The sequence below is a fragment of the Mariniflexile sp. HMF6888 genome (genome assembly GCF_044335535.1).
In the GTDB taxonomy this organism is placed as follows: Bacteria; Bacteroidota; Bacteroidia; order Flavobacteriales; family Flavobacteriaceae; genus Mariniflexile.
Map to the genome: position 1 here is coordinate 730,533 of NZ_JBIQVZ010000001.1, position 21,832 is coordinate 752,364.

General features: G+C 35.7%; 15 protein-coding genes. 4 read left to right on the forward strand and 11 right to left on the reverse strand.

Translation table 11 applies throughout. From position 1 onward, the window contains the following. The first annotated feature begins 2 nt into the window (after positions 1 to 2). Positions 3 to 1,940: a sialate O-acetylesterase gene (locus tag ACGLWY_RS03445; RefSeq protein ID WP_396618269.1), complete on the forward strand. Its 1,938-nt coding sequence runs from the start codon at positions 3 to 5 to the stop codon at positions 1,938 to 1,940. A gap of 1 nt (position 1,941) precedes the next feature. Here the strand turns inward: ACGLWY_RS03445 and ACGLWY_RS03450 are convergent, their stop codons facing one another. After that, entirely contained in the window at positions 1,942 to 2,970 is a 1,029-nt protein-coding gene (locus ACGLWY_RS03450; protein ID WP_396618270.1) for a LacI family DNA-binding transcriptional regulator, read from the reverse strand. A gap of 110 nt (positions 2,971 to 3,080) precedes the next feature. Here ACGLWY_RS03450 and ACGLWY_RS03455 point away from each other — a divergent pair, with 110 nt between their 5' ends. The 3 genes from ACGLWY_RS03455 to ACGLWY_RS03465 are packed head-to-tail and all read left to right on the forward strand — an operon-like array spanning position 3,081 to position 3,690. Then, a complete protein-coding gene (locus ACGLWY_RS03455) occupies positions 3,081 to 3,386 on the forward strand; it encodes a family 43 glycosylhydrolase (RefSeq protein WP_396618625.1) in 306 nt (101 codons plus the stop codon). Further along, entirely contained in the window at positions 3,301 to 3,501 is a 201-nt protein-coding gene (locus tag ACGLWY_RS03460; RefSeq protein ID WP_396618271.1) for a hypothetical protein, read from the forward strand. Before ACGLWY_RS03455 ends, ACGLWY_RS03460 begins: the two co-directional genes overlap by 86 nt. A 24-nt stretch (positions 3,502 to 3,525) precedes the next feature. Continuing rightward, positions 3,526 to 3,690 (forward strand): hypothetical protein, encoded by a 165-nt coding sequence (locus ACGLWY_RS03465; RefSeq protein ID WP_396618272.1) that lies wholly within the window; start codon positions 3,526 to 3,528, stop codon positions 3,688 to 3,690. A 96-nt stretch (positions 3,691 to 3,786) separates the two neighbouring features. On the opposite strand, the gene ACGLWY_RS03470 is transcribed toward ACGLWY_RS03465, so the two are convergent. The 10 genes from ACGLWY_RS03470 to ACGLWY_RS03515 form a co-directional block, all read right to left on the reverse strand. Continuing rightward, positions 3,787 to 5,460, reverse strand: a complete 1,674-nt coding sequence (locus ACGLWY_RS03470) for a sodium:solute symporter (RefSeq protein WP_396618273.1) — start codon at positions 5,458 to 5,460, stop codon at positions 3,787 to 3,789. 353 nt (positions 5,461 to 5,813) lie between these two features. Then, the gene (gene xylA, locus ACGLWY_RS03475) at positions 5,814 to 7,139 is read right to left on the reverse strand and encodes a xylose isomerase (RefSeq protein ID WP_394466007.1); all 1,326 of its coding nucleotides are present in this window, start codon (positions 7,137 to 7,139) and stop codon (positions 5,814 to 5,816) included. Positions 7,140 to 7,247: 108 nt separating this feature from the next. Beyond that, complete coding sequence (locus ACGLWY_RS03480; protein WP_396618274.1) at positions 7,248 to 8,738, reverse strand: xylulokinase; 1,491 nt, start codon at positions 8,736 to 8,738, stop codon at positions 7,248 to 7,250. 3 nt (positions 8,739 to 8,741) lie between these two features. Continuing rightward, positions 8,742 to 9,728 (reverse strand): GntR family transcriptional regulator, encoded by a 987-nt coding sequence (locus ACGLWY_RS03485; RefSeq protein WP_396618275.1) that lies wholly within the window; start codon positions 9,726 to 9,728, stop codon positions 8,742 to 8,744. A gap of 709 nt (positions 9,729 to 10,437) precedes the next feature. Beyond that, on the reverse strand, positions 10,438 to 12,630 hold the full coding sequence (locus ACGLWY_RS03490) for an alpha-galactosidase (RefSeq protein WP_396618276.1): 2,193 nt from the start codon (positions 12,628 to 12,630) through the stop codon (positions 10,438 to 10,440). A gap of 92 nt (positions 12,631 to 12,722) precedes the next feature. Beyond that, complete coding sequence (locus tag ACGLWY_RS03495) at positions 12,723 to 13,607, reverse strand: carbohydrate kinase family protein (protein WP_396618277.1); 885 nt, start codon at positions 13,605 to 13,607, stop codon at positions 12,723 to 12,725. A gap of 101 nt (positions 13,608 to 13,708) precedes the next feature. After that, positions 13,709 to 15,457, reverse strand: coding sequence for a RagB/SusD family nutrient uptake outer membrane protein (locus ACGLWY_RS03500; RefSeq protein ID WP_396618278.1), 1,749 nt, complete (start codon positions 15,455 to 15,457; stop codon positions 13,709 to 13,711). Positions 15,458 to 15,468: 11 nt separating this feature from the next. Continuing rightward, complete coding sequence (locus tag ACGLWY_RS03505; RefSeq protein WP_396618279.1) at positions 15,469 to 18,630, reverse strand: SusC/RagA family TonB-linked outer membrane protein; 3,162 nt, start codon at positions 18,628 to 18,630, stop codon at positions 15,469 to 15,471. Between the two features lie 11 nt (positions 18,631 to 18,641). Further along, positions 18,642 to 20,255 carry a glycoside hydrolase family 32 protein gene (locus ACGLWY_RS03510; RefSeq protein WP_396618280.1) on the reverse strand — a complete coding sequence of 538 codons (1,614 nt, stop codon included), beginning with the start codon at positions 20,253 to 20,255 and terminating at the stop codon, positions 18,642 to 18,644. Positions 20,256 to 20,265: 10 nt separating this feature from the next. Beyond that, positions 20,266 to 21,582, reverse strand: a complete 1,317-nt coding sequence (locus ACGLWY_RS03515; RefSeq protein WP_396618281.1) for a sugar porter family MFS transporter — start codon at positions 21,580 to 21,582, stop codon at positions 20,266 to 20,268. Positions 21,583 to 21,832 lie beyond the last annotated feature (250 nt).

The window sequence follows — 21,832 nt, forward strand, 5'->3', positions numbered from 1 at the left end:
AAATGAAAAAACTAAAAATTTTAATTAGCATTTTCCTTATTATTCAATCCACAAATTTAATTGGGCAAATAAAGCTTCCTAAGTTAATAAGCGATGGTGTTATTCTACAGAGAGACGAAAAAGTAAAGGTTTGGGGTTGGGCCGCTCCAAATGAAAAAATCAAGTTGATTTTCAAAACCAAAACCTATAATACAGAAGCAGATAATAGTGGCAACTGGCATATAATGTTACCTGAGCAAAAAGCTGGCGGACCATTTGAAATGGTTTTTATAGCAAGCAACGAAATAACAATTCAAGATATTTTATTTGGCGATGTTTGGGTCTGTTCCGGACAATCAAATATGGAACTGCCTATGGAACGTTTAAAAGAAAAATATGACGCTATAATAAAAAATGCTGCCAATACCTATATTCGTCAATTTTTAGTTCCAGACACTTATAATTTTAAAAAACCTCAAAAAGATTTTAAAGATGGTAGTTGGGTTTCAGCAACACCAAGTACAGTTCTTGAATTTTCTGGTGTCGCCTATTTTTTTGCTAAGGAAATTTATGAAAAGCACCAAATTCCTATTGGAATAATCAATTCTGCTTTAGGTGGTTCCCCAATTGAATCTTGGTTGAGTGATGATGCGCTTAAGGCTTTCCCTGAGTCTTATGAAGAAGTACAAAAATATAAAAATGACACCTTTATAGAATATATTGAGACTAGCGATAAAAAAAGAAGTGATGATTGGTATACGCTTTTAAATTCAAAAGACAAAGGTCTTTACAATCACTGGGATTTACCTTCAGGTATCGATTTTAGTGATTGGGATGACATGGAAATACCCGGTTATTGGGCAGATTCCGCTCTTGGAAACGTCAATGGTGTTGTTTGGTTTAGCAAAGATATAATTGTACCAAAATCGATGCTTGGAAAATCTGCAAAACTATTTTTAGGTCGGATTGTTGACCAAGATTATGCTTATATAAATGGTGAATTTGTTGGAACCACAGGCTACCAATATCCACCGCGGAGATATGAGGTAAAACCAACTATTTTAAAAGAAGGGAAAAACACTATTTCAATTCGGGTTATTAATAATATGGGAAGAGGTGGATTTGTTTTGGATAAACCTTATTATTTAGCTGTAGATAATGATACCATCGATTTAAAAGGCACATGGAAATATAAATTAGGAACCACGATGCAACCATTACTAGAACCGACATTTATCCGTTGGAAACCAGAAGGTTTATACAACGCCATGATAGCCCCTCTAATTAACTTAAAAATAAAAGGCGTTCTGTGGTATCAAGGTGAGTCAAATACCCATAATCCGGAACACTATGCAAAAACGCTTCCTGCACTTATAGCCGATTGGAGAAATAAATGGCATCAAGGAAAATTCCCTTTTCTTTTTGTGCAACTAACAAACTTCATGGAAACTAACCCAGAACCAACAGAAAGTAATTGGGCACAATTAAGACAATCGCAACTAGAATCATTGAAAGTTCCAAATACAGGTATGGCCGTCACAATAGACTTAGGTGAATGGAACGATATCCATCCTTTAAATAAAGAAGATGTTGGTAAGCGTTTAGCACTATTGGCACGAAAAATGGTTTATGACGAAAAAACCATTCAGGCATCCAGTCCGTTACCATATAAAGCGACATTTAATGAACACAAGGTGATTATTTCATTTGAAAACAAAGGAAGTGACTTAATAATTAAAGGTGAAGATGATTTAAAAGGCTTTTCAATTTCAGATGATGGTGCGAACTTTGTTTGGGCAAAAGCTATTATTAAAAACAATAAGGTTGAAGTTTGGAACGAAAACGTAAAAAACCCAACGGTTGTTAGATATGCTTGGGCAGACAATCCTGATAATGCTAATTTATATTCAAAAGCGGGATTGCCATCTACACCTTTTGAAATAAAAAAGACAACTAGGTAATCTAATTTCTTTTTGAAGATTCCCGAACCAACACTTCGGTATTTAAAAAGGTAATTTCTTTAACCTCATCCCTTTTAGAAGACTTTAAATTTTTCAAAATAATTTCGGCAGAAGCTTGTCCCATTTTTTCAGCAGGATGTGTAATGGTTGATAAATTAGGGTCAATAATATGTGAAATTGGGTCGTTGTTAAAACCTATTACCGCCAATTCTTCAGGTACTTTAATACCTCTTTTTTTAGCACATTGAATGGCACTCACTCCTAAAATATCACCTGGAGCAAAAATACCATCGGGCGGATTCTTTAAATCAAGAAGTTTATTGGTTGCTTTTTCTGCTTCTTCGTATGTTACTGCTTTAAGTTTAATAATTAGGTCGTCTTCAATAGGAAGGTTAGCTTCCTTTAAAGCGTCTAAATACCCCTTTTTTCTTTCATAATAGATGCTAAACTCAGAACCAGCCGTAAGATGGGCTATTCGTTTACATCCCTGTGAAATAAGATGCTTTGTTGCTTTATAGCCTGCTGCATAGTTATCAATTACCACACGAAACGTATTAAAGGTTTTTGGCACCCTATCTACAAAAACCAATGGTGTATTACTATCCATAAATAACTGAAAATGAGAGGTGTCCTGGGTTTCCATAGCCAACGAGCAGATAACACCACTTACCCTGTTATTATATAAAGATTGGGTCATACTCACTTCTTGCTCGTAAGAATCGTGAGATTGCATAATAACTACATTGTAACCTGCTTTTTGAGCTGCTATTTCTATACCACTAATTAAGGAAGATAAGAAGGGTTGCGTAATAGTTGGCAATAAAACACCTATGGTTTTTGTTTTTTTACTTCGTAAGCTAGCCGCTAAATTATTGGGGCGATACCCCATTTCCTTAGCCGTTTTCTTAACCTTTTCAATCGTTTTTTTACTAATACTATGATGGTCTTTTAACGCTCTGGAAATAGTTGAAGTTGCTAAATTTAACTTATCTGCTATGTCGTAGATAGTAACTTCGGTGTACTCTTTCATCCTTTTATCAAAATAATTAAATCAAATATACATTTTTTAAACAAATTATATTTTATATTTAATACACCAATTTAAACCCAATTCTAGCAGGCTTTTATCCAGATCCAAGTATATGTACAGTAAACGGGAAATTTCACTTAATCACATCTTTATTTACCTACTTTTCAGGAATACCTGTGTTTGAAAGTACAGATCTAATAAGCCGGAAACAAATTGGGCATGGTATAACAAGAAAAAAACAAGGAGTTTTTTTTAGTCAAGGTGTTTCTAAAGGCATATTTGCACCAACTATTCGATATAACAATGGTACATTCTATGTTATTTGTACTAATGGCTTCAAAAGAAAAAATAGTGCCAATAACTGGCAATTTTATAGATACATTACACACAGTAGGTTTGGTCGCTTTTCAAAATGAAAAAAATTATTTATTAATTGGCAAACGATTAAATAAAGATAAAAAAGAAGATATTTTTGTTAAAAAAAGTAACACATCTCTAAACGAAAGTCAGCCAACTATTATAGCTAGATAGATTTTAAGCACAAAATATTCCGATTTGTTTTTAAGAATAGGAAGCTACAAAGGTTTATATAATTTTTATTATAAAACTTCAGAAAAATCGGAATGGATTCTTTTAGTAGACAAAGTTGATGCTTCTGTTTTAAGCACCAAAGAAGCCAAAGGTTTTGTTGGTACTTATTTGGACATATTGCCTCACTAAATCATTTTTAAGGTTAACTCTGGCAGGGTTTAAAACCCTGCCAGAGCTATTTATTTTAAGGATGTAGGTTTGGAACCCTACCAGGCTTAATATATTCTATGTAAAGTATGTTAGGACGCCAACAACTATAAGAACCAGTAGTATAGACAAAACAACATCTATAGTATCATAACTACCTTTATTAGCTGCTTTTTGTTCTTCAGAAAGCGTTCCAAATGCTAATCCTTTTATAGTTTCATAATTAGGTGCTTGCGACATCATACTAACTGAAATACAAATAAACACCGAAAAAACAAACATAAATATAGCCATATGCGCAAAATTAATGGTTGCAAATGCATAGGCAATACCTTCTACCGATTCACCTGCTACAATTTGAGGTTGATAGTATATTTCACTTCCTAACCTTAAAATTAAAAGCACCAACCCTGTTAACAAAGTGGTAATTGCCGCTGTTGAATTAACGCGTTTCCAAATAATACCCAACAAAAATACCGCTGTTACAGGAGGCGCGATATACGATTGTACATTTTGAAGGTACTGGTACATAACACCACCACCAATTTTTTCCATAATTGGTATCCAAATAATACCTAAAACCACAATAAAACCAGTTGCTATTTTACCTGTTCTTACCAACACGTTTTCAGTTTTTTCTGGATACAGTTTTTTATAAATATCAATAGTAAAAATAGTTGAACATGAGTTGAAAACCGAGGCCAAAGAACTCATTAAAGCTGCCATTAATCCGCCAGCTACCAAACCTTTTAGACCAACAGGTAATAGTGTTTTAACTAACATGGGGAAAGCTCTATCGGCTTTTTCAACTGAAAACACCTCTGGATTTTGTATGGTTAAAGCAAATGCAATAATACCAGGTACCAAGAAAATTAATATAGGAAGTAATTTTAAATAAGCGCCAAAAATGGCTCCACGCCTGCCTATTTTAATATTATTGGCTGCCAATGTACGTTGTACAATATATTGGTCGGTACACCAATACCAAATACCTACAATCGTTCCGCCTATTAGCAAGCCTGTCCATGGAAATTGCGGATCGTTCATAGGACGCCACATATTAAAATGTTCCGGACTTACCGCAGTAACAGTGTCTCTTAATTGTGCCCAACCTCCCACTTCTTGCAATCCTAAATAGGTAATAACAACCGAACCAAAAATTAAAATAACAGTTTGAAGCGTTTCGGTATAAATTACGGCTTTCATCCCTCCTATAACGGTATAAATACCTGTAAAAATTACGATTCCAATAGCACCGTACCAAAACGGAATGCCTAAAAGCTCTGAAACCACAATACCACCTGCATAAATAGTTACCGATACTTTTGTAAGTACATAAGCTACTAATGAGAACAATGATAAGAACCATCGAGACCGGCTATCAAATCGTTTTTCTAAAAACTCAGGCATGGTAAAAGCACCACTTCTAATATAAAATGGCAAAAACAGCCATCCTAAAAGCAAAACTATCCAAGCATGTAGTTCGTAATGAGCCATAGGTGTACCCGATTCGAAACCAGTTCCTGCAAGTCCTACAACATGTTCGGACCCGATATTGGAAGCGAAAATCGATGCCCCAATTACAAACCATCCTACGTTTCTACCTGCTAAAAAATAATCTTCGGTGTTTTTGTTTTTTTGAAGAACAACCCAAACGGCCACCGCAATAAGTGCAAGGAAATAAATTCCTAAAACAGCCCAATCCAGGTTTTCCAAAACCGATTGTTGCATAGCTAAAAAGTAATGTTTCATCTGTTAATATTTATTGTTTTAATTTGGTCAAATGGAACACCCTGAATAATCATCCTTGTGTGTATGAATGCCATTCTCATGGGTGTTTCATAAATATTTAGTTTAGTTGGTAATAATCAAGTATTGAACTCATCTTGACTTTTTTCAATTGGCTGTAAAATAATCTTTTCGCCCCATATTTCACCTATTTTTTTTACTCCGTAGCGCTGCTATGAAGTGCTAAAAAGCTAAAATCTGGAACCAAAATCTCCATTTTTCGCTTCAATCAAAAAAGTCAAGATGAGTTCATTGAAAAAATATTGTGCATTTTAAATTTGCGTGATTAAACATAAACCAAAATGCACAACAGGTTATTAAATATATTGGTTAATTATATTTTCAAATAACTCTTGTTTCCCACTTGTTAATGGCAACTCGCCATTTTCTTGTGCTATTTTATATAAATCCTGTAAGCTTAACTTACCATTTTCAAAATCTTTTCCTTTACCAGAATCGAATGATGCATAACGTGCTGTTCTTAATTTTTCATAAGGTGAAGATGTGATGATTTTATCTGCAATTAACAACGCTCTAGCAAATGTATCTGCACCGCCAATATGTGCTAAAAACACATCTTCTAAATCGGTAGAATTTCTTCTGATTTTAGCATCAAAATTAACACCGCCACCTTGTAATCCACCTGCTTTAAGAAACACTAACATCGCTTCGGTAGTTTCTTGGATGTTGTTAGGAAACTGGTCGGTATCCCATCCGTTTTGGTAATCGCCACGGTTGGCATCCAAACTTCCTAACATACCTGCTTTTGCTGCAGTTTCAATTTCATGCTGAAAAGTGTGTTGTGCCAATGTAGCGTGATTTACTTCAATATTTATTTTAAAGTCTTTATCTAAACCATATTCTTTTAAGAAACCGATTGCTGTAGCTGTATCAAAATCATATTGGTGTTTTGATGGTTCCATGGGTTTTGGCTCGATAAAGAAGTTTCCTTTAAACCCATTTGCACGTGCATAATCTCTACACATAGCTAAAAACTGTCCCATGTGGTCTAACTCACGACCCATATCGGTATTTAAAAGCGTCATATAACCTTCACGACCACCCCAGAATACATAGTTTTCCCCGTTTAATGCCATCGTAGCATCTAACGCTAATTTTATTTGCCCTCCTGCTCTTGCAACCACATTAAAATCTGGATTGGTTGAAGCACCGTTCATGTAGCGTGGGTTTGAAAAACAATTTGCTGTTCCCCAAAGTAATTTTACACCAGAGTCTGCTTGTTTTTGCTTTAAATAATCTGTTATGGTTGCCAATCTAGATTCTGATTCAGCAAATGTTGCACCTTCTCTTATCAAATCGAAATCGTGGAAGCAGTAGTATCCAAATCCCATTTTTGTAATGAATTCGAACGCGGCATCGGCTTTGTCTTTTGCTGCTTGAACTGCGTCTGAAGATTTGTCCCATTCAAAACTTTGAGTTCCTGGCCCAAATGGGTCGCTTCCTTGTCCGCAGAACGTATGCCAATACGCTACCGAAAATTTAAACCATTCGCTCATGGTTTTACCTGCAACCACTTGGTCTGGGTTGTAGTATTTAAATGCTAATGGGTTGTCTGATTCTTTGCCTTCAAACTTGATTTCTCCAATACCTTTGTAGTATTCTTTGTTTCCTATTAATGCCATTGTTTTTATTTTTTGTTAATCTGTTGATTCGTTGATTTGTTTATTTGGTGTTACTTTTTGCATTAGGGATTACTCATTATCTATTATCTATTGTCTATTGTCTATTGTCTATTGCCTATTAAATAGAATGATTTGCAATTCAGTTTTCCAGTTGTTATAGGCTTCTTGATAAGCTGTTTTATCTTTAAACGGCATAAAAGTCATCACATGATCGTTATCAATAATTGCCTTTCCAAAGTTTTCGAAATCGCCCTTGTGCAAATTGGCGGCACGTGCTGCACCAATGGCTCCTGTGGTGTTATAAATTTCAATCTCTTGCTCTATAAGGGTTGCCACAGTATTGGCGAATATTTCTGAACGGAACAAATTGTCGTTTCCTGCACGAATAACGGTAGGTTTGATGCCATCGGATTTCAAAATTTCCATACCATATACAAACGAAAAAGCAATACCTTCTAAAGCAGCTCGACACATATGTCCTTTGTGGTGGTTGTTTAGATTGAGATTAACTATTCTAGTGCCAACCTCTTTGTTGTTAAGCATGCGTTCGGCACCATTTCCGAATGGAATTAAACAAACACCATCTGATCCAATAGGAATTTCTGAAGCCAACGAATTCATTTCTTCATAAGAACTAACCGCTAAATTATTGAGCAACCAACGGTATTGGATACCTGCGCCATTGATACATAGCAATTTCCCTATTCTTGCATCGGCTCCTTTGGTATAATTTACATGAGCAAAATTGTTTACACGCGCACTTTCTTTAGCCGATAAGCTATTGGTTACAGCATAAAACACACCTGATGTACCACCTGTTGCGGCTACTTCACCTGGGTTAAACACGTTTAACGACAGCGCATTGTTCGGCTGGTCGCCTGCCCTATAATAAATAGGTGTTCCTGCCGCTACGCCACTTTCTTCTTCACCTTTTGCATCGACTACCGATTGTACGCCGAATGTATCTACAATATCGGGCACTAAGGTTTTATCGATACCGTAATATTCTAAAAGGAAATCTGCAATATTATCTTTTTTGAAATCCCAAAAAATGCCTTCTGACAGTCCTGAAATGGTGGTGTTTATTTTATTTGAAAATTTATAAGCAATATAATCGCCGGGTAGCATGAACTTATAAATGTTTTTATAAATATCCGGTTCGTTATCTTTGACCCATTTTAATTTTGAAGCTGTAAAATTGGCGGGAGAATTTAATAGGTTTGAAGCACATGTGTCTTCTCCTAATTCTTGAAAAGCTTTATTTCCTGTTTCTACGGCCCTACTATCGCACCAAATAATACTTTTGCGAAGTGGACTTCCATCTTTATCAACAATAACCAAACCATGCATTTGGTATGAAATACCAATACCTTTTATTTGGGTTCTGGTGACGTTATGCTGCTTTTTTAATTTGGCTATGGCTTTACAGGCGTGTTGCCACCAATCGTCTGGCTTTTGTTCTGCCCACCCATTTTTTTGGGCGAACATACTCATTTCTTGTTCGGGTTCTTGCACAACTCCCAAGCTTTTGCCTGATGCCACCTCAACAAGTGCTGCTTTTATAGAAGAACTTCCTATGTCTAATCCTAAATAGTACATGATTTATAATGATTCTCTTAATATTAATTTAGTTGGTATATATGTTTGTATTGAAGTTTCTTGGTTAATAAACTCTGCTGCTTTAGCTCCCAGTGCCTTAAAATCGGTTGAAACTACCGAAATGCCTTTATAAATGAATTTTTTCATCGGGGTTTCGTTATAAGATAAGAAGCCTACATCGGTACCTGGTTCAAAATTGTTGGCTCTGCATTGTTCTAAAAAAGTTCCGAGTATTCTATCACTCACACTTATGTAGGCCTCTCCTTTTACAACATTAAAATCAGCAGGATCTGTGACTATTTTATATTTAAACTTTTTGGTTTCACAAAATTGTTTAAAGTAAGTAACCGATTCTGTTGGATGCTTGGTGAATGTTGGATATACAAAAACCAGTTTTTTATATTTTTTAAAAGATTCAACAGCTTCTTTTAAGGCATCGTAAAATGCACTTCCAAAATCTTGAAACACATAATTGTTGGATGCTTTCGAATAGACATTCCAATCGATTAACAACAGCTTGTCGTTATCAAAATCTGACAATACACTTGGCACCTCTTTATGGTCGAAAGTCATCACTACATACTTAAAATACTTCCCTTTGCTGTTATTTAAAATGGTTTTGAAATTGTTGATGTTATAATGATGGAATTGCACATCTACAATAACCTTTTTGGGTAAATTATTAACAAATGCATGGTACAAAACCTCTTTATAGGCTTTAAATGTATCTAAAACCAAAAGCACCTTTCTGGTATCATTAGCTACAAAATACCCTTTATTAGGCACAGATTCCACAACTCCATTTTCTTTTAAAATAGAATAGGCTTTAAAAACGGTATCTCTAGATAATTTATAGTCGCTGCAAATAGCATTAACCGAAGGCAATGCATCGCCACTAGACAGCGTATTATTAGCAAGCGCATCATTGATAGCATTCACTAATTGTTGATACTTAGGTATCTCGCTATTAAAATTTAAATCAAAAAACATTAACCGTTCTGTTCTGTTCTGGTTTGCAAATATAGCAATTCTTTTTAATAGCAAGAATTGGTCTTTGCTTTTTTTATAAACATTTGTTTATTACTCTTATAGCATAAAAAATAAACAGAAAGAAGAACGGGAAACTATAGAATGAAAAATAAAGTTGCTTTACTTTTTAAGAAGTCTATAAAAATCCTGTTTCATAAAGCGGTATTAGGTAATTTAATTCAATGTGGAAAGTTTCTCAGAATGGATTTAAAATAACGTGAGTTCGATGTGATGAATCCTGATATTCAAATATTTAAATAGTCGAATAAACAAAAAACGATATCGTTACAAAAGTTTTGATTCAGGTTGATAAACATATTCTATAATTTTTAATTGTTTAACCGTGTAATCGTTGAATCGTATATCACAAACTTCATCGGTACATCAAGCTTTTAACTAGGCAAACGCACTAAAAAATAATACGCAATTCAACATCTCCGTGTATCTCTGTGTAAATCTCTGCGCTTCTCCGTGTTATAGCTGTTACACAGAGTTTCACGGAGAAACACAGAGCAACACAGAGTTATAAAATAACATTAAAAATTATTGATAATCAGACGCTTAGATTTTTAATGTGTTTGACCTGACTTTTAACTCTGAACTTTGTCCTTCTAACATTGTACTTTTAACATCTAACTTCGTTAAAATTTATAACTCAGGTTAAAACATGTTATTCCACCTCATTGATCAATAGCACGACACTTGTTCGTTTAACGTCTATCTCTGGATTTATACCGACCGTCATTAAAAAATTCCCGGAATAAACAGCCGTTTCATCTATAGTTGATTTTGTGTCTGGATATAGATTTATTTCTTTAACCCTATACTTTTTATCGTTATGCAAGCCCTTCAATTTAATAGGTCTTTTGGTTACCCTTTCCATGAACCTATTTGAACTGAGATAATTAAACATTATGGCTTGAGATTGATTTTCTTCTACATACATTAAAGCAGCAAACGGGTTTTCATACGGACTAGCCAAACGGTATTGTTCGCCGTGAAGTACCATATGTTTAAAGCCGTTATAATTTTTAATGGCGCGTTTGGTAAAGTCCAAATCTTTCCCATCCATATGGCTCACATCTACATCAAACCCTAATTTACCCATACTAGCTACATCGACCTTAAGTTTGACGGGTTGGTTCCCCCAATTCGTTACATGACAATCCATGGTTATAGCTGGAAAGAAATATGAATAATTCCATTGAAGAAAAATCCGTTCAATAGGATCGGTATCATCACTTGGCCAAAATTCAGTAAAATATTTCAAAAATTCATAATCGGCTCTACCACCACCGCCAGAACATAGCATCATAGGAACTTTAGGGTATTTTTCACGAATTCTTTCAAGTACTTTATACAATCCCAATACATAGTCTACATAAAGATGTGTTTGTGGAATACCGTTCTGTTGCTGGTAGACAGAATATGCATTATAAATTACCGCATTACAATCCCATTTTATAAAAGCTATTTCAGGATTTTGAGTAAACAAAGTATCTACAATATTAAACACAAAATTTTGCACTTCGGGATTTGTTAAATCCAACACCATCTGATTACGGTATAATTTCGCAGGACGCTCTGGTTGTTTAATAACCCATTCTGGATGGTTTTTAAATAATTCACTTTCCGGATTAACCATTTCCGGCTCAATCCAAATTCCAAATTTAACTTTGTTTTTTTTAGCTTCTTTTACCAAATAGCCTAAACCATTAGGTAATTTTTTTCTGTTTTCTTGCCAATCACCCAAACCGGCATCATCATTATTTCTAGGATATTTATTTCCGAACCAACCATCATCTAGCAGAAATAAATCCAACCCTAAATCTTTTGTATCTTTAAATAATTTAGAAAGTTTACTTTCATTAAAATCAAAATAGGTCGCTTCCCAATTATTTAAAAGAGTCAATCTATCGCCTTCGCCATCTAATACTCTATATTTTTTTGCCCAAGATTGTAATTGCCTAGATGCAAGCCCCGTACCTTTATTGGAAATGGAATATATAAGAGAAGGTGTTTTAAACGTTTCTTCCTTTTTTAATGAATAATTGGATTCATAAGGGTTAATGCCCGCTATTAATCTTAGATTTTTATATGAATCAATTTCAAAATCTATTTTATAATTTCCGCTCCACGCCAATTGACCTAGCAATACCAATCCATTATCTTCGTCTTGAGGACTTTCAAATGAAACAATAAAATTAGGAGTTCCCAGTAACATGGCACGAGTACCTAACTTAGACTCGATTGTTTTGATACCTTGCGTGAGCTTTTCTTCAGTAGGCTGCATTTCTTTTAAATACTCGCCTTGAAAATGGGTCAAATAAAAATCTTTATTAGTAAAATATAAATTTGCAGAAGCGTATTTGCCAAGTTCAATAGTGCCATTTTCATTATTGGTAATGTCTGTCCATTGTTCTACCACATTTAGGTTCGACCAAACTTTATAGTTTAAAACCACTGTTAATTTATAAACCGGATCGGTTAACTCAATTTTTGTGATGGTTTCTTCATTCTTTATTTGGGTCTCAACGTTGACAAAATGTAATTCGGTAGATAAATTTCCATCAAAATGCTTTACCTGTAAGGCAGGTTCTGACAAGTTCCAAGTTCCTGACGGCGTGTACGCTGCATTATACATACCCGCGTTTGAACTGGGAAAATAATAGTGTTTATCAATTTGTTGATAATCTGATTTATTATCTAATTTTTTTCCGAAGTAAACATTCCATAGCCGGTTCTGGCTGTCCGTCTGAAAAACCATTGCAAAATCTTTAGTTTCTATAGGAATTATAGTTTGTGCCCTACAATAAGAAATTACCAAGAACAAAATTATTGATGCTGTATATCTAATTTTCATTACTTTATTTTTATGTTAATATTGATGCCGCCAGGCTATTTTATTAAGGCTTTATGGATAACTCATTCAAAAAAAAAAAAAAATCTTCATTACTAATACGGGTTCATAAAAGCATCTATTTCAGATGGTGTTATTTTTGGATTTGCACCTTCGCTTTGGGCAACTAAAGCGCCCACAGCACATGCAAAATCAATGGCTTCCTGTGGTTCGACTTTATTGAGCAATTGACTAATTAAAGCCCCTAAGAAAGAATCTCCAGCACCTACGGTATCAATCACTTTTATAAGAAACCCACTATTATAAAAAAGTTTGCCATTGTATAATAAAACAGCGCCATGTTCCCCTTTGGTGACACATATCTGTTTTGTGTTTGTTTTTTCAGCAACAAACATGAGGTTTTGCTCCAACGAATGATATTTAGAGCCCATATATTTACTTACTTCATAAAGCTCAACATCGTTAAATTTTATAAAATCTGCTTTATCCATTAAATAGAACAAAACGTCTTTAGTGTAGTAAGGCGGTCTTAAATTGAGATCAAAAATCTTGTATTTGGCACGTTCTATTAATTCATATAAGGTCTTTCTAGAACTGTCGTCTCTTGCCACCAAACTCCCAAAAATAAAAGCATCTGAGTTTTCCACAGCCTTTTTATTTATTTCCGTCAACCTTATTTTGTCCCAAGCTCTAGGGTATTTAATATCGTAAGATGCAGATCCTTTCTCATTTAGCATGACTTTAACCTTCCCGGTTTTATACTCATTATGTACTTGAACACAACTTGTATCTATACCACAGTCTTTAAGGTATTGCATAATTTTAGATCCACTTTCTCCTTGCCCAATAGCACTTACCATCGTTACATCATGATTAAATGATTGTAATCTGCTGGCAACATTTAAAGGGGCGCCACCAATTTTCTTATGGGTAGGAAAGACATCCCATAAGACTTCTCCAAAACATGTTATTTTAGACATATTATTCGATTTAAAAGTTTAAAAGGGTGTTTAATCAAACATAAACACCCTCTTAATTTAAAAAAACCAACTCAAAAAACTAAACAATTTTATGATTAAAATTAATATCCAGGGTTTTGTTCATATAAACCTCCTGTAAAATCAATCTCTCTTTGTGGTATTGGATAATACTCATCGCGTCCTGCAGTAAACTGAGCATTAGCAAGAAAATCTTTCCTTGTTCTTTCAACCGCCAAATACGCATTAAGTACAGATTCTGCCATGCCCCATCTTACTAAATCAAAGAATCTTGGTCCTTCCATACCAAACTCCAATCGTCTTTCAAACATTAACGCTTTAAACGCATCTGCCTTAGACATTCCCATGGGGTACATGCCAACATTATAAACGTCTGAAGCTCCTGCACTAATTTGTCTTTGGGTACTTGCTGCTGCACGTGCTCTAATTTGATTAATAATTGTGACACCTTCGTCAATTTGATTTAATTGAATTAATGCTTCTGCTTTAAATAATAACACATCGGCATAACGTATAAAATCAACATTTTTAGAAGTACCTATAAAGGGCCCTTCTTTTACGTAGCATGAACAATCTGGCGCTTGTTGCTCTTTCATGTTTCCAAAATACCCATACACTCCTGGGTCTCTTGCCCAACTAAAATTGTAAATCATGTCACCCTCAGCTTTAACTGTATTGCGATATTTAAATGGGCGACCGGGAATACCAACCGTATGGTCAATTCTCGGATCTAAAGTGATGCCTACTGCCAATGGCGTTTCCCCATTCCCGTCAACAATATTAAAAATATTACTATCATTAAATGTATCTAATAGAGGCAACCCAGTAACCACATCGGTTTTAAATGCATTCACCATATTATGACTTGCTAAGTGGAAACCACAACAGCCATAAAGCCCTGTTCCGTGAGGCGAATTTAATCCTGTAACAAAACTTACTCTACTTACTGTTGTTCCATCATTTATTGAAAACTGTGCCGCCCAAATAGACTCTGCACCATTATCAAATCCGTCTAAAAAGTTGTTCCCATAGTCTGCTTCCAAAGCTCCTGTAACATCATCGGCATAATCAATCACTTCTTGTAATCTTGCTGCATTGATATTGGTTACCTGATGCGTATCGTTTTGCTCATAAGCTTGATACAAACGTAATTTAGCCAAGTATGCCGCCGCCGCATTTTTATCGGCTCTACCAACTTGTCCTTGCGCTTGTGGCAAGTTGTTGTATGCAAATAAGAAATCATCAGCAATAGTATTCCATAAAGCGTCATTATCTACATCATTCGAAATTTGCAAAAGCTCTTCTTTAGACAGCCCTTCAGTGATGTAAGGTATTTTTTTGAACAATAATTTAAGCATGAAATGAGAATGTGCTCTTAAAAAACGTAGTTCAGCTTGTCTTAAAGTTTTGTTTGCATAATCTGCATCAGGAATATCATTGATTACTGATAATGCAAAATTAGCTCTTGATATGGCTTTGTAATAGTTTGTCCAAGTTCTTGGTCCCATCCAATCTGATGGATCATCTGCAATGGTTAAGTTGTATTGCTCGTAGCGATCAACAATATCAACGTCACTACGTCCGCCACCGCCTTTGTAGGCATCATCGGAACGCACACTACCAAATACCCACATATGTGTTAAAGGCCCAATCATATCGTCATTTGCTATTCCAGCATATGCAGCGACGACTAGAGCTTCTGCGTTTTCTGCCGTTGCCGCATCTTCTGCAGACAAGAACCCTTCTGGTTCATATTCTAAAAAGTCTTTGGAACATCCTACTACAAAAACTGTAGCCATCATTCCTATTAAGAGTGTTTTAATATTTTTCATCTTTACAAATTTTAAAAGTTTATGTTAAGTCCAATAGAAAGGATGGTAGGCACTGGAATATTATCAACGTTTGTTCTCTCTGGATCTGAACCAATATAATCGTTGGGTGTTATCCAAAATAAATTCTCGCCTTGAAAGTAAATTCTAAAACCTGTCATACCTGCCCATTTACTAATCATCTCTTCTGGCAATGAATAACCAAATTGAAGATTTCTTAATTTGAAATATGAATTCTTTCTATATAGATAATCTGAAATTCTCTGATCGTTAAAAGCTAGTGACAACGATGGAATAGAAGACCCTGTGTTATTAGGGGTCCATGCATCTAACACACCAAGCCCCGCATTTTCTCTACCTTGTACAAAGTTATTCCAGAAAATATAAGGGTCTTGCCCTATTCTTCCGGTCACCCCTGACCCAAACACTGAAAAATCAAAATTCTTATAGTTCAAATCGATTCTAATACCATATTCTAAGTCTGGTAATGTAGTTCCTATGAAATCCCTGTCCTCAGCACCAATACTTCCATTGCCATCTAAATCTTGGAATTTTAAACCTCCAGGTCTCGCACCAACTTGAGTCGGACTTGCATCTATATCTGCTTGACTTTGGAACAATCCGTCTGTTTTGTAACCAAAAATCGAAAATTGAGAGTGTCCAATAATAGAATTATCTAAGGTTCCAGGATACGAAGACACAACCTCTTCTGGTAATGCCGTAATTTCATCTTTAAATGACCCAAAGTTTGTTGTTACTGAAAATGACAGCCCATTGTCTAAAGTTTTTGAATATGCTAAAGCCAACTCCCAACCCTTAGTTTTTGTGGTCGCACCATTTAATACCTGTTGTTGTCCTTCACCATTTACCGAAGCAATTGGAGGAGTCGTTAAGATATCACTGGTTTTTCTTGTGAAATAATCAAACGAACCAACTAAATCATTATTAAACATGCTAAAATCGACCCCCACATTTATTTCTTTTGTAGTTTCCCATTTCAACCCAGAGTTTCCTGCTTGTATAGACGCAAAGCCTGATGGCAAATTACCTGTATTGACACCTTCTAAATCGTATGCTGTACCTACATTCCAATAGGTATTAAAGAAATTATTATCTCCTGTAGCTTGTAACTGGTTAGCTCCATATCTAGATTCAAACAAACCAAAACGCGCCACATCTCCAATAGATTGATTACCTACTTCACCATAACCAGCCCTTAATTTCAATGAGCTTACAATATCATTGTCTTTCCAAAAATCTTCATTACTAAGTCTCCAACCAACAGTACCTGCAGGGAATATACCATATCTGTTTTCCGCACCAAATCTAGACGATCCATCACGACGTAGGGTAAATGATGCTAAATAGCGATCATCAAATCCGTAATTAATTTTTCCAAATTGAGATAACAATCTGCTACCAGTTGATGACCCAGTATTGCTTCTAGCACCCGTTGCTTCTTTTAGTACAAAATATTCTTCAGTTTCAATTGAAAACCCATTTGCTTGTGATAATACGGTATCAAAATCATCTTTTATTGATTCTGTCCCCAATAAGACACCTATTTTGTGCTTCTCGTTTATTTCTAATTGGTAATTTAAAGTATTGGTAAACACCACACTAGTAAATTTATTGGTCCCTATAATCAACCTATTATTATCTCTATTAACAGATCCATTACTAACTTTCCTTTCAATATCTTTTCTTTTATAATCCCCAAAATCCAAACCTAAACTGGTTCTGAATGTTAAGTTTTCCATGATATCAAATTCACCATAAACATTACCAAAAATGGTGGTTCTGTCTATATTATCCCAACGGTTTAAATACTGCATGAGTAATGGGTTATTTCTATCGGAATACCCAGAGCCCAATGGTCCGGCAAATTCTCCGTTGGCATCGTAAACCGGTATAGTTGGGACCATCGTAATTGCTAAACTTGGTATCCAAGCGCTACCAACATCTCTTGAAGCCAAGGTCTCATCAGATGTCGACATTTGTGTATTAACACCTATTCTCAGTCTATTATCAAATAAATTAAAATTAGAGTTTAATTTTGCGGTAATTCTTTCGTAACCGGTATATTTTAAAATACCCGTATTTCTTAAATGTCCGATATTAAATAAATGAAATGAATTATCGGTACCTCCAGACACAGATACTTCATTGTTGTATACGTAACCAGTATCATAAGTTTCGTCTTGCCAATCGGTGTCTCCTGCTGGCACATTGGTATCACCACCCACAAAAGGCTGAACAGTTACGCTATTCAAAACCGGATTATTAAAATCACCATTCCAGTCAAAATCATAGATTTCTCCATAGCCTCCATTAGGGTCTGCACCATCGTTAACAGAAGCTTGCCATAATACTTCACCTCTTTGTTGGGCGTTTAACATATCATAGCGCTGTTTTTTTTCAGAAAGCACTGAAATATTGGAGTTTATGCTAACATTAAACTTTTCACCACCAGCAGCTTTGGCACTATTTTTTGTTGTAACAATAATAACACCGTTACCTGCACGTGCTCCATAAAGTGAAGAAGCAGAAGCATCTTTTAGTACTTGAACAGATTCTATGGTGCTAGGGTTCATACTTGCGAAGACCTCTTGTCTAACCGTTGGCACACCATCTATAACATACAAAGGATCATTATTACCTAAAGTAGTTGCCCCACGAATTAAAACGTTATTACTTGTTCCTGTTGGGTCACCATTTTTCTCTATAAATAACCCCGGCACACGCCCTTGCAATCCTTGAACCGCACTACCAGAACTTAAACTAGTACCTTCTGTCGGTCCTAATTCAACAACCGTAATCGCTCCAGTTACGTCTACTTTTCTTTCTCTAGAATATCCTGTAACTACAATTTCATCAAGTGCAGCGGCATCTACTACCAAAACGACGTCTACTACTGAACGCCCATTAATTTGTGTTTGTTGGGTTTTGAAACCAATGTAGCTAAATACCAATGTGGCATTTTTACCAACATTTTCCAGTACATAGTTACCGTCAAAATCTGTTGCAGTACCCTGGGTTGTGCCCGATACAATTACAGATACACCAGGTAAAGGCATCCCATCTTCTTGGGAGGTAACTGTACCTCTTACCTGTGCTTGCGCCCAAATGCTTACAAAAGCAAATACGGGCAGAAATAAAAGTTGTTTTAATTTCATTTTAATTTAATTTAGTTAATATTTAGTTTGTGGATTTCAATGTTACCAAGAACGAGTTCTTGGTCTTTAGGTTCAATACTTAGTTTATCGAATGGTGCGTTCGGAAAAAATATTTCTGTCATGACGGTTTCGCCATTATCAAAAAATAGTTCGATGGATGTTTTATCGAGAATAATAGTACCTGTCAAATCTGGGCTTAATGATGTTCTTTTAGCCTTGGAAACATGACTGGCAAATTTTTCCGAAAATGCTGTTTTACCAGACTTTCTTCTATCTACAAAAAAGTTTTTATCGCTGTTATTATATCCAAAGGCTAAAGTGTCGCCTTGTTTATTGGTAAGTTTAAAAGTGAAGCCTTTATCTTTTAAATCTGAAATATTAAAGTTTACTTCAGCGCTAGCTAAATCAATAGCATCAGAATCTATAATTTTTGTCCCCCCTTTAATTGCTATATTTTCCTTCTTATATTTTGTACTTCTATAACCAGCAAGTTCCTTTACAGGGTTAATTAATAACCTATACCCATTATCGTTTTTTTGGAGCTGTACTTTCCTAGCGATAGTCATTGAACTTCTCCAAGCTTCGGTTGGAACTTTTTGGGCATAATCCCAATTGGACATCCATCCCAACATAAGGATACTTCCATCTTTTGTTCTAGCATTAGACCATGACACACCAGCATAATTATCCCTGCCAAAATCAATCCAGTAATTGTGTTCTTTATTGAGTGCTAATGAAAAGTCCTGATCCATTTTAAATGTCGTACCATCAAAATCCCCTATAAAATATTGGGTAGCACTTCCTCCATTTGGACCACCTGGGTTGATACTTACAAAAAGTACCCACTTAGATTCGTCAGTCCCTAAAACGGGTAGTTGAAATAAATCCGGACACTCCCAAACACCACCATGACCACCAATACCTTGTCCGAAATCTGAAAGCAAATTCCATTTTTTCAAGTCTTTGGAATCATAAAACATGATTTTATCGCCTGCAGCAAGTACCATGACCCACTTATTTCTTTTTTCATCCCACGTTACTTTTGGGTCTCTAAAATCTTTTAATTTATCATTATCTATAACTGGATTATTCTCATATTTAGTAAAGGTTTTCCCTTCGTCATTGCTATATGCAATACTTTGTGTTTGCTTCCAGTTATCGTCACCTTCCAATTTTTTTGAATTGGTATATATGGCTACAATTGGCACTGCATTACTAACTTCACCAAAACCAGAACTATTGGTAATATCAACGACTGCGCTTCCTGAAAATATGGTACCTAATTCATCTGGGTAAATGGCTATGGGCTGTTCCTTCCAAGTAATCATATCGGCACTTATAGCATGCCCCCAATGCATGGGGCCCCAAACATTACTTTCTGGATGGTACTGAAAATATAAGTGGTAATACCCATTGTAGTAAAACATACCGTTTGGATCGTTCATCCATGCCTCTTTAGGTGTAAAATGAAAGTTTGGACGGTACAGATCTTCTTCCGAATAGGATACATTTACAGTACTATCCGTATTTTGATTGTTTTGGACTTTATCCTTACATCCAGTAAGTAAGAACAGGACCATAAGCATAAACATTAGAATGGAATTGGTTTTTCTTAAGGTTTTCATTTTGGTTGTCTTATTTGATTAGTTTTTTGCTTAATTCTTCTAGGGGTATGCCCTTGGTTTCCGGCATCATAAAAATCACAAACAGCAATTGGAGCACCATCATTATGGTAAAGAATAGAAATACCATACCTGCTCCTATTGTGGAAAATAATATAGGAACTAAAGAAGGTACGACGGCTGCCAATACCCAATGCACCGAGCTACCAAATGATTGCCCATAGCCCCGTAAATGGTTTGGGAAAATCTCTGAAATGAACACCCATATAACGGTGCCCTGCCCAATGGCATGTGCGGCTATGAACATGAACAGGAATATGGGCATGGAGCTTCCTTCCCAATGAAAGAAAAATGCTGCCGAAACCAATGATAGGGATATGATGTAACCAAAGGAACAGATATACATCAGTTGTTTTCTTCCCAACCTGTCGATCAGGAAAATGCCCAAAAGCGTAAAGAGCATGTTGGTGACCCCAACGCCTATACTGCTCAATAGTGCTGAGCTTTCCGCTAGCCCCGCTTCCGTTAAAATCCTGGGTGCATAATAAAGTAATGCATTTATCCCCGATAACTGATTGAAAAATGCCATTAGGAATGCCAAAATCAGAGGAAATCTATATTTTTTTAGGAATATGTTTTCATTGGGTACCGTGTTTTCCATTTCGTCCTTGATCTCCAGCATGAGTTTTTCCGGATCTTCATCTGGGCTTATAATTTGGAGCACCCCTTTGGCCTCACTGTTTCTAAATTTGGTAAGCAGCCATCTCGGGCTTTTTGGAATGGTCAATGCGAACACGGTATAAATAGCGGCAGGAAAGGCCTCCACGCCTACCATCCAGCGCCATGCGTTCTCTCCTATGTCATTTAACAGGTAGTTTGATAAAAAGGCTATAAGGATTCCAAATACGATGTTGAACTGGTAAAGACCAACTAGCTTACCTCTGTCTTTTGCAGGAGCAATTTCTGAAATATATGCAGGAGCTGCGATTGTTGATGCGCCAACTCCTAATCCCCCAATGAACCTAAAGAACGCAAATATTATGGGGTCATTGGCAAAAGCGGATCCTACTGCGGATATGGTATATAGTACGCCTATCCATACCAGAGTTTTTTTCCGTCCTATTCTATTGGTAGGGATTCCACCGAAAAAGGCACCTACGACCGTGCCCCAAAGTGCCATACCTATAACGACAACGCCATGAAACATATCGGAAGAGCCCCATAATAGTTGTAGTTTTTTTTCAGCGCCCGAGATAACTACGGTGTCAAAGCCAAATAGGAAACCTGCCAAAGCAGCAGTAATGGACCAGATAAGTATCTTTCTGTTCATGTGGTGGTGTATTTAGTTTAGTCTTGCCAAGTTACCTTAAACATCCGCTGCGGTATTTTCGATTTGTATCAAATGACTACAAAATTGTTAAGCGTATGTTAATTAATATATAATTACCTATATATCAATCATTTAGAAGAATAATTCATTTAATAAAAATAAAGATGTTTCAAAATTGTAACAAGATTTGTTCAAAATTGTTACATAGAAGAAGCGCTCAATTTATTGAATTGACAAAAAAAAAGTTATT

Coding starts and splice junctions, on each gene's coding strand:
- ACGLWY_RS03470 (WP_396618273.1), bottom strand. CDS start 5,460: ATGAAACATTACTTTTTAGCTATGCAACAATCGGTTTTGGAAAACCTG.
- ACGLWY_RS03450 (WP_396618270.1), bottom strand. CDS start 2,970: ATGAAAGAGTACACCGAAGTTACTATCTACGACATAGCAGATAAGTTA.
- ACGLWY_RS03515 (WP_396618281.1), bottom strand. CDS start 21,582: ATGAACAGAAAGATACTTATCTGGTCCATTACTGCTGCTTTGGCAGGT.
- ACGLWY_RS03500 (WP_396618278.1), bottom strand. CDS start 15,457: ATGAAAAATATTAAAACACTCTTAATAGGAATGATGGCTACAGTTTTT.
- xylA (WP_394466007.1), bottom strand. CDS start 7,139: ATGGCATTAATAGGAAACAAAGAATACTACAAAGGTATTGGAGAAATC.
- ACGLWY_RS03495 (WP_396618277.1), bottom strand. CDS start 13,607: ATGTCTAAAATAACATGTTTTGGAGAAGTCTTATGGGATGTCTTTCCT.
- ACGLWY_RS03460 (WP_396618271.1), top strand. CDS start 3,301: ATGGCTTCAAAAGAAAAAATAGTGCCAATAACTGGCAATTTTATAGAT.
- ACGLWY_RS03490 (WP_396618276.1), bottom strand. CDS start 12,630: ATGAAAATTAGATATACAGCATCAATAATTTTGTTCTTGGTAATTTCT.
- ACGLWY_RS03505 (WP_396618279.1), bottom strand. CDS start 18,630: ATGAAATTAAAACAACTTTTATTTCTGCCCGTATTTGCTTTTGTAAGC.
- ACGLWY_RS03480 (WP_396618274.1), bottom strand. CDS start 8,738: ATGTACTATTTAGGATTAGACATAGGAAGTTCTTCTATAAAAGCAGCA.
- ACGLWY_RS03485 (WP_396618275.1), bottom strand. CDS start 9,728: ATGTTTTTTGATTTAAATTTTAATAGCGAGATACCTAAGTATCAACAA.
- ACGLWY_RS03445 (WP_396618269.1), top strand. CDS start 3: ATGAAAAAACTAAAAATTTTAATTAGCATTTTCCTTATTATTCAATCC.
- ACGLWY_RS03510 (WP_396618280.1), bottom strand. CDS start 20,255: ATGAAAACCTTAAGAAAAACCAATTCCATTCTAATGTTTATGCTTATG.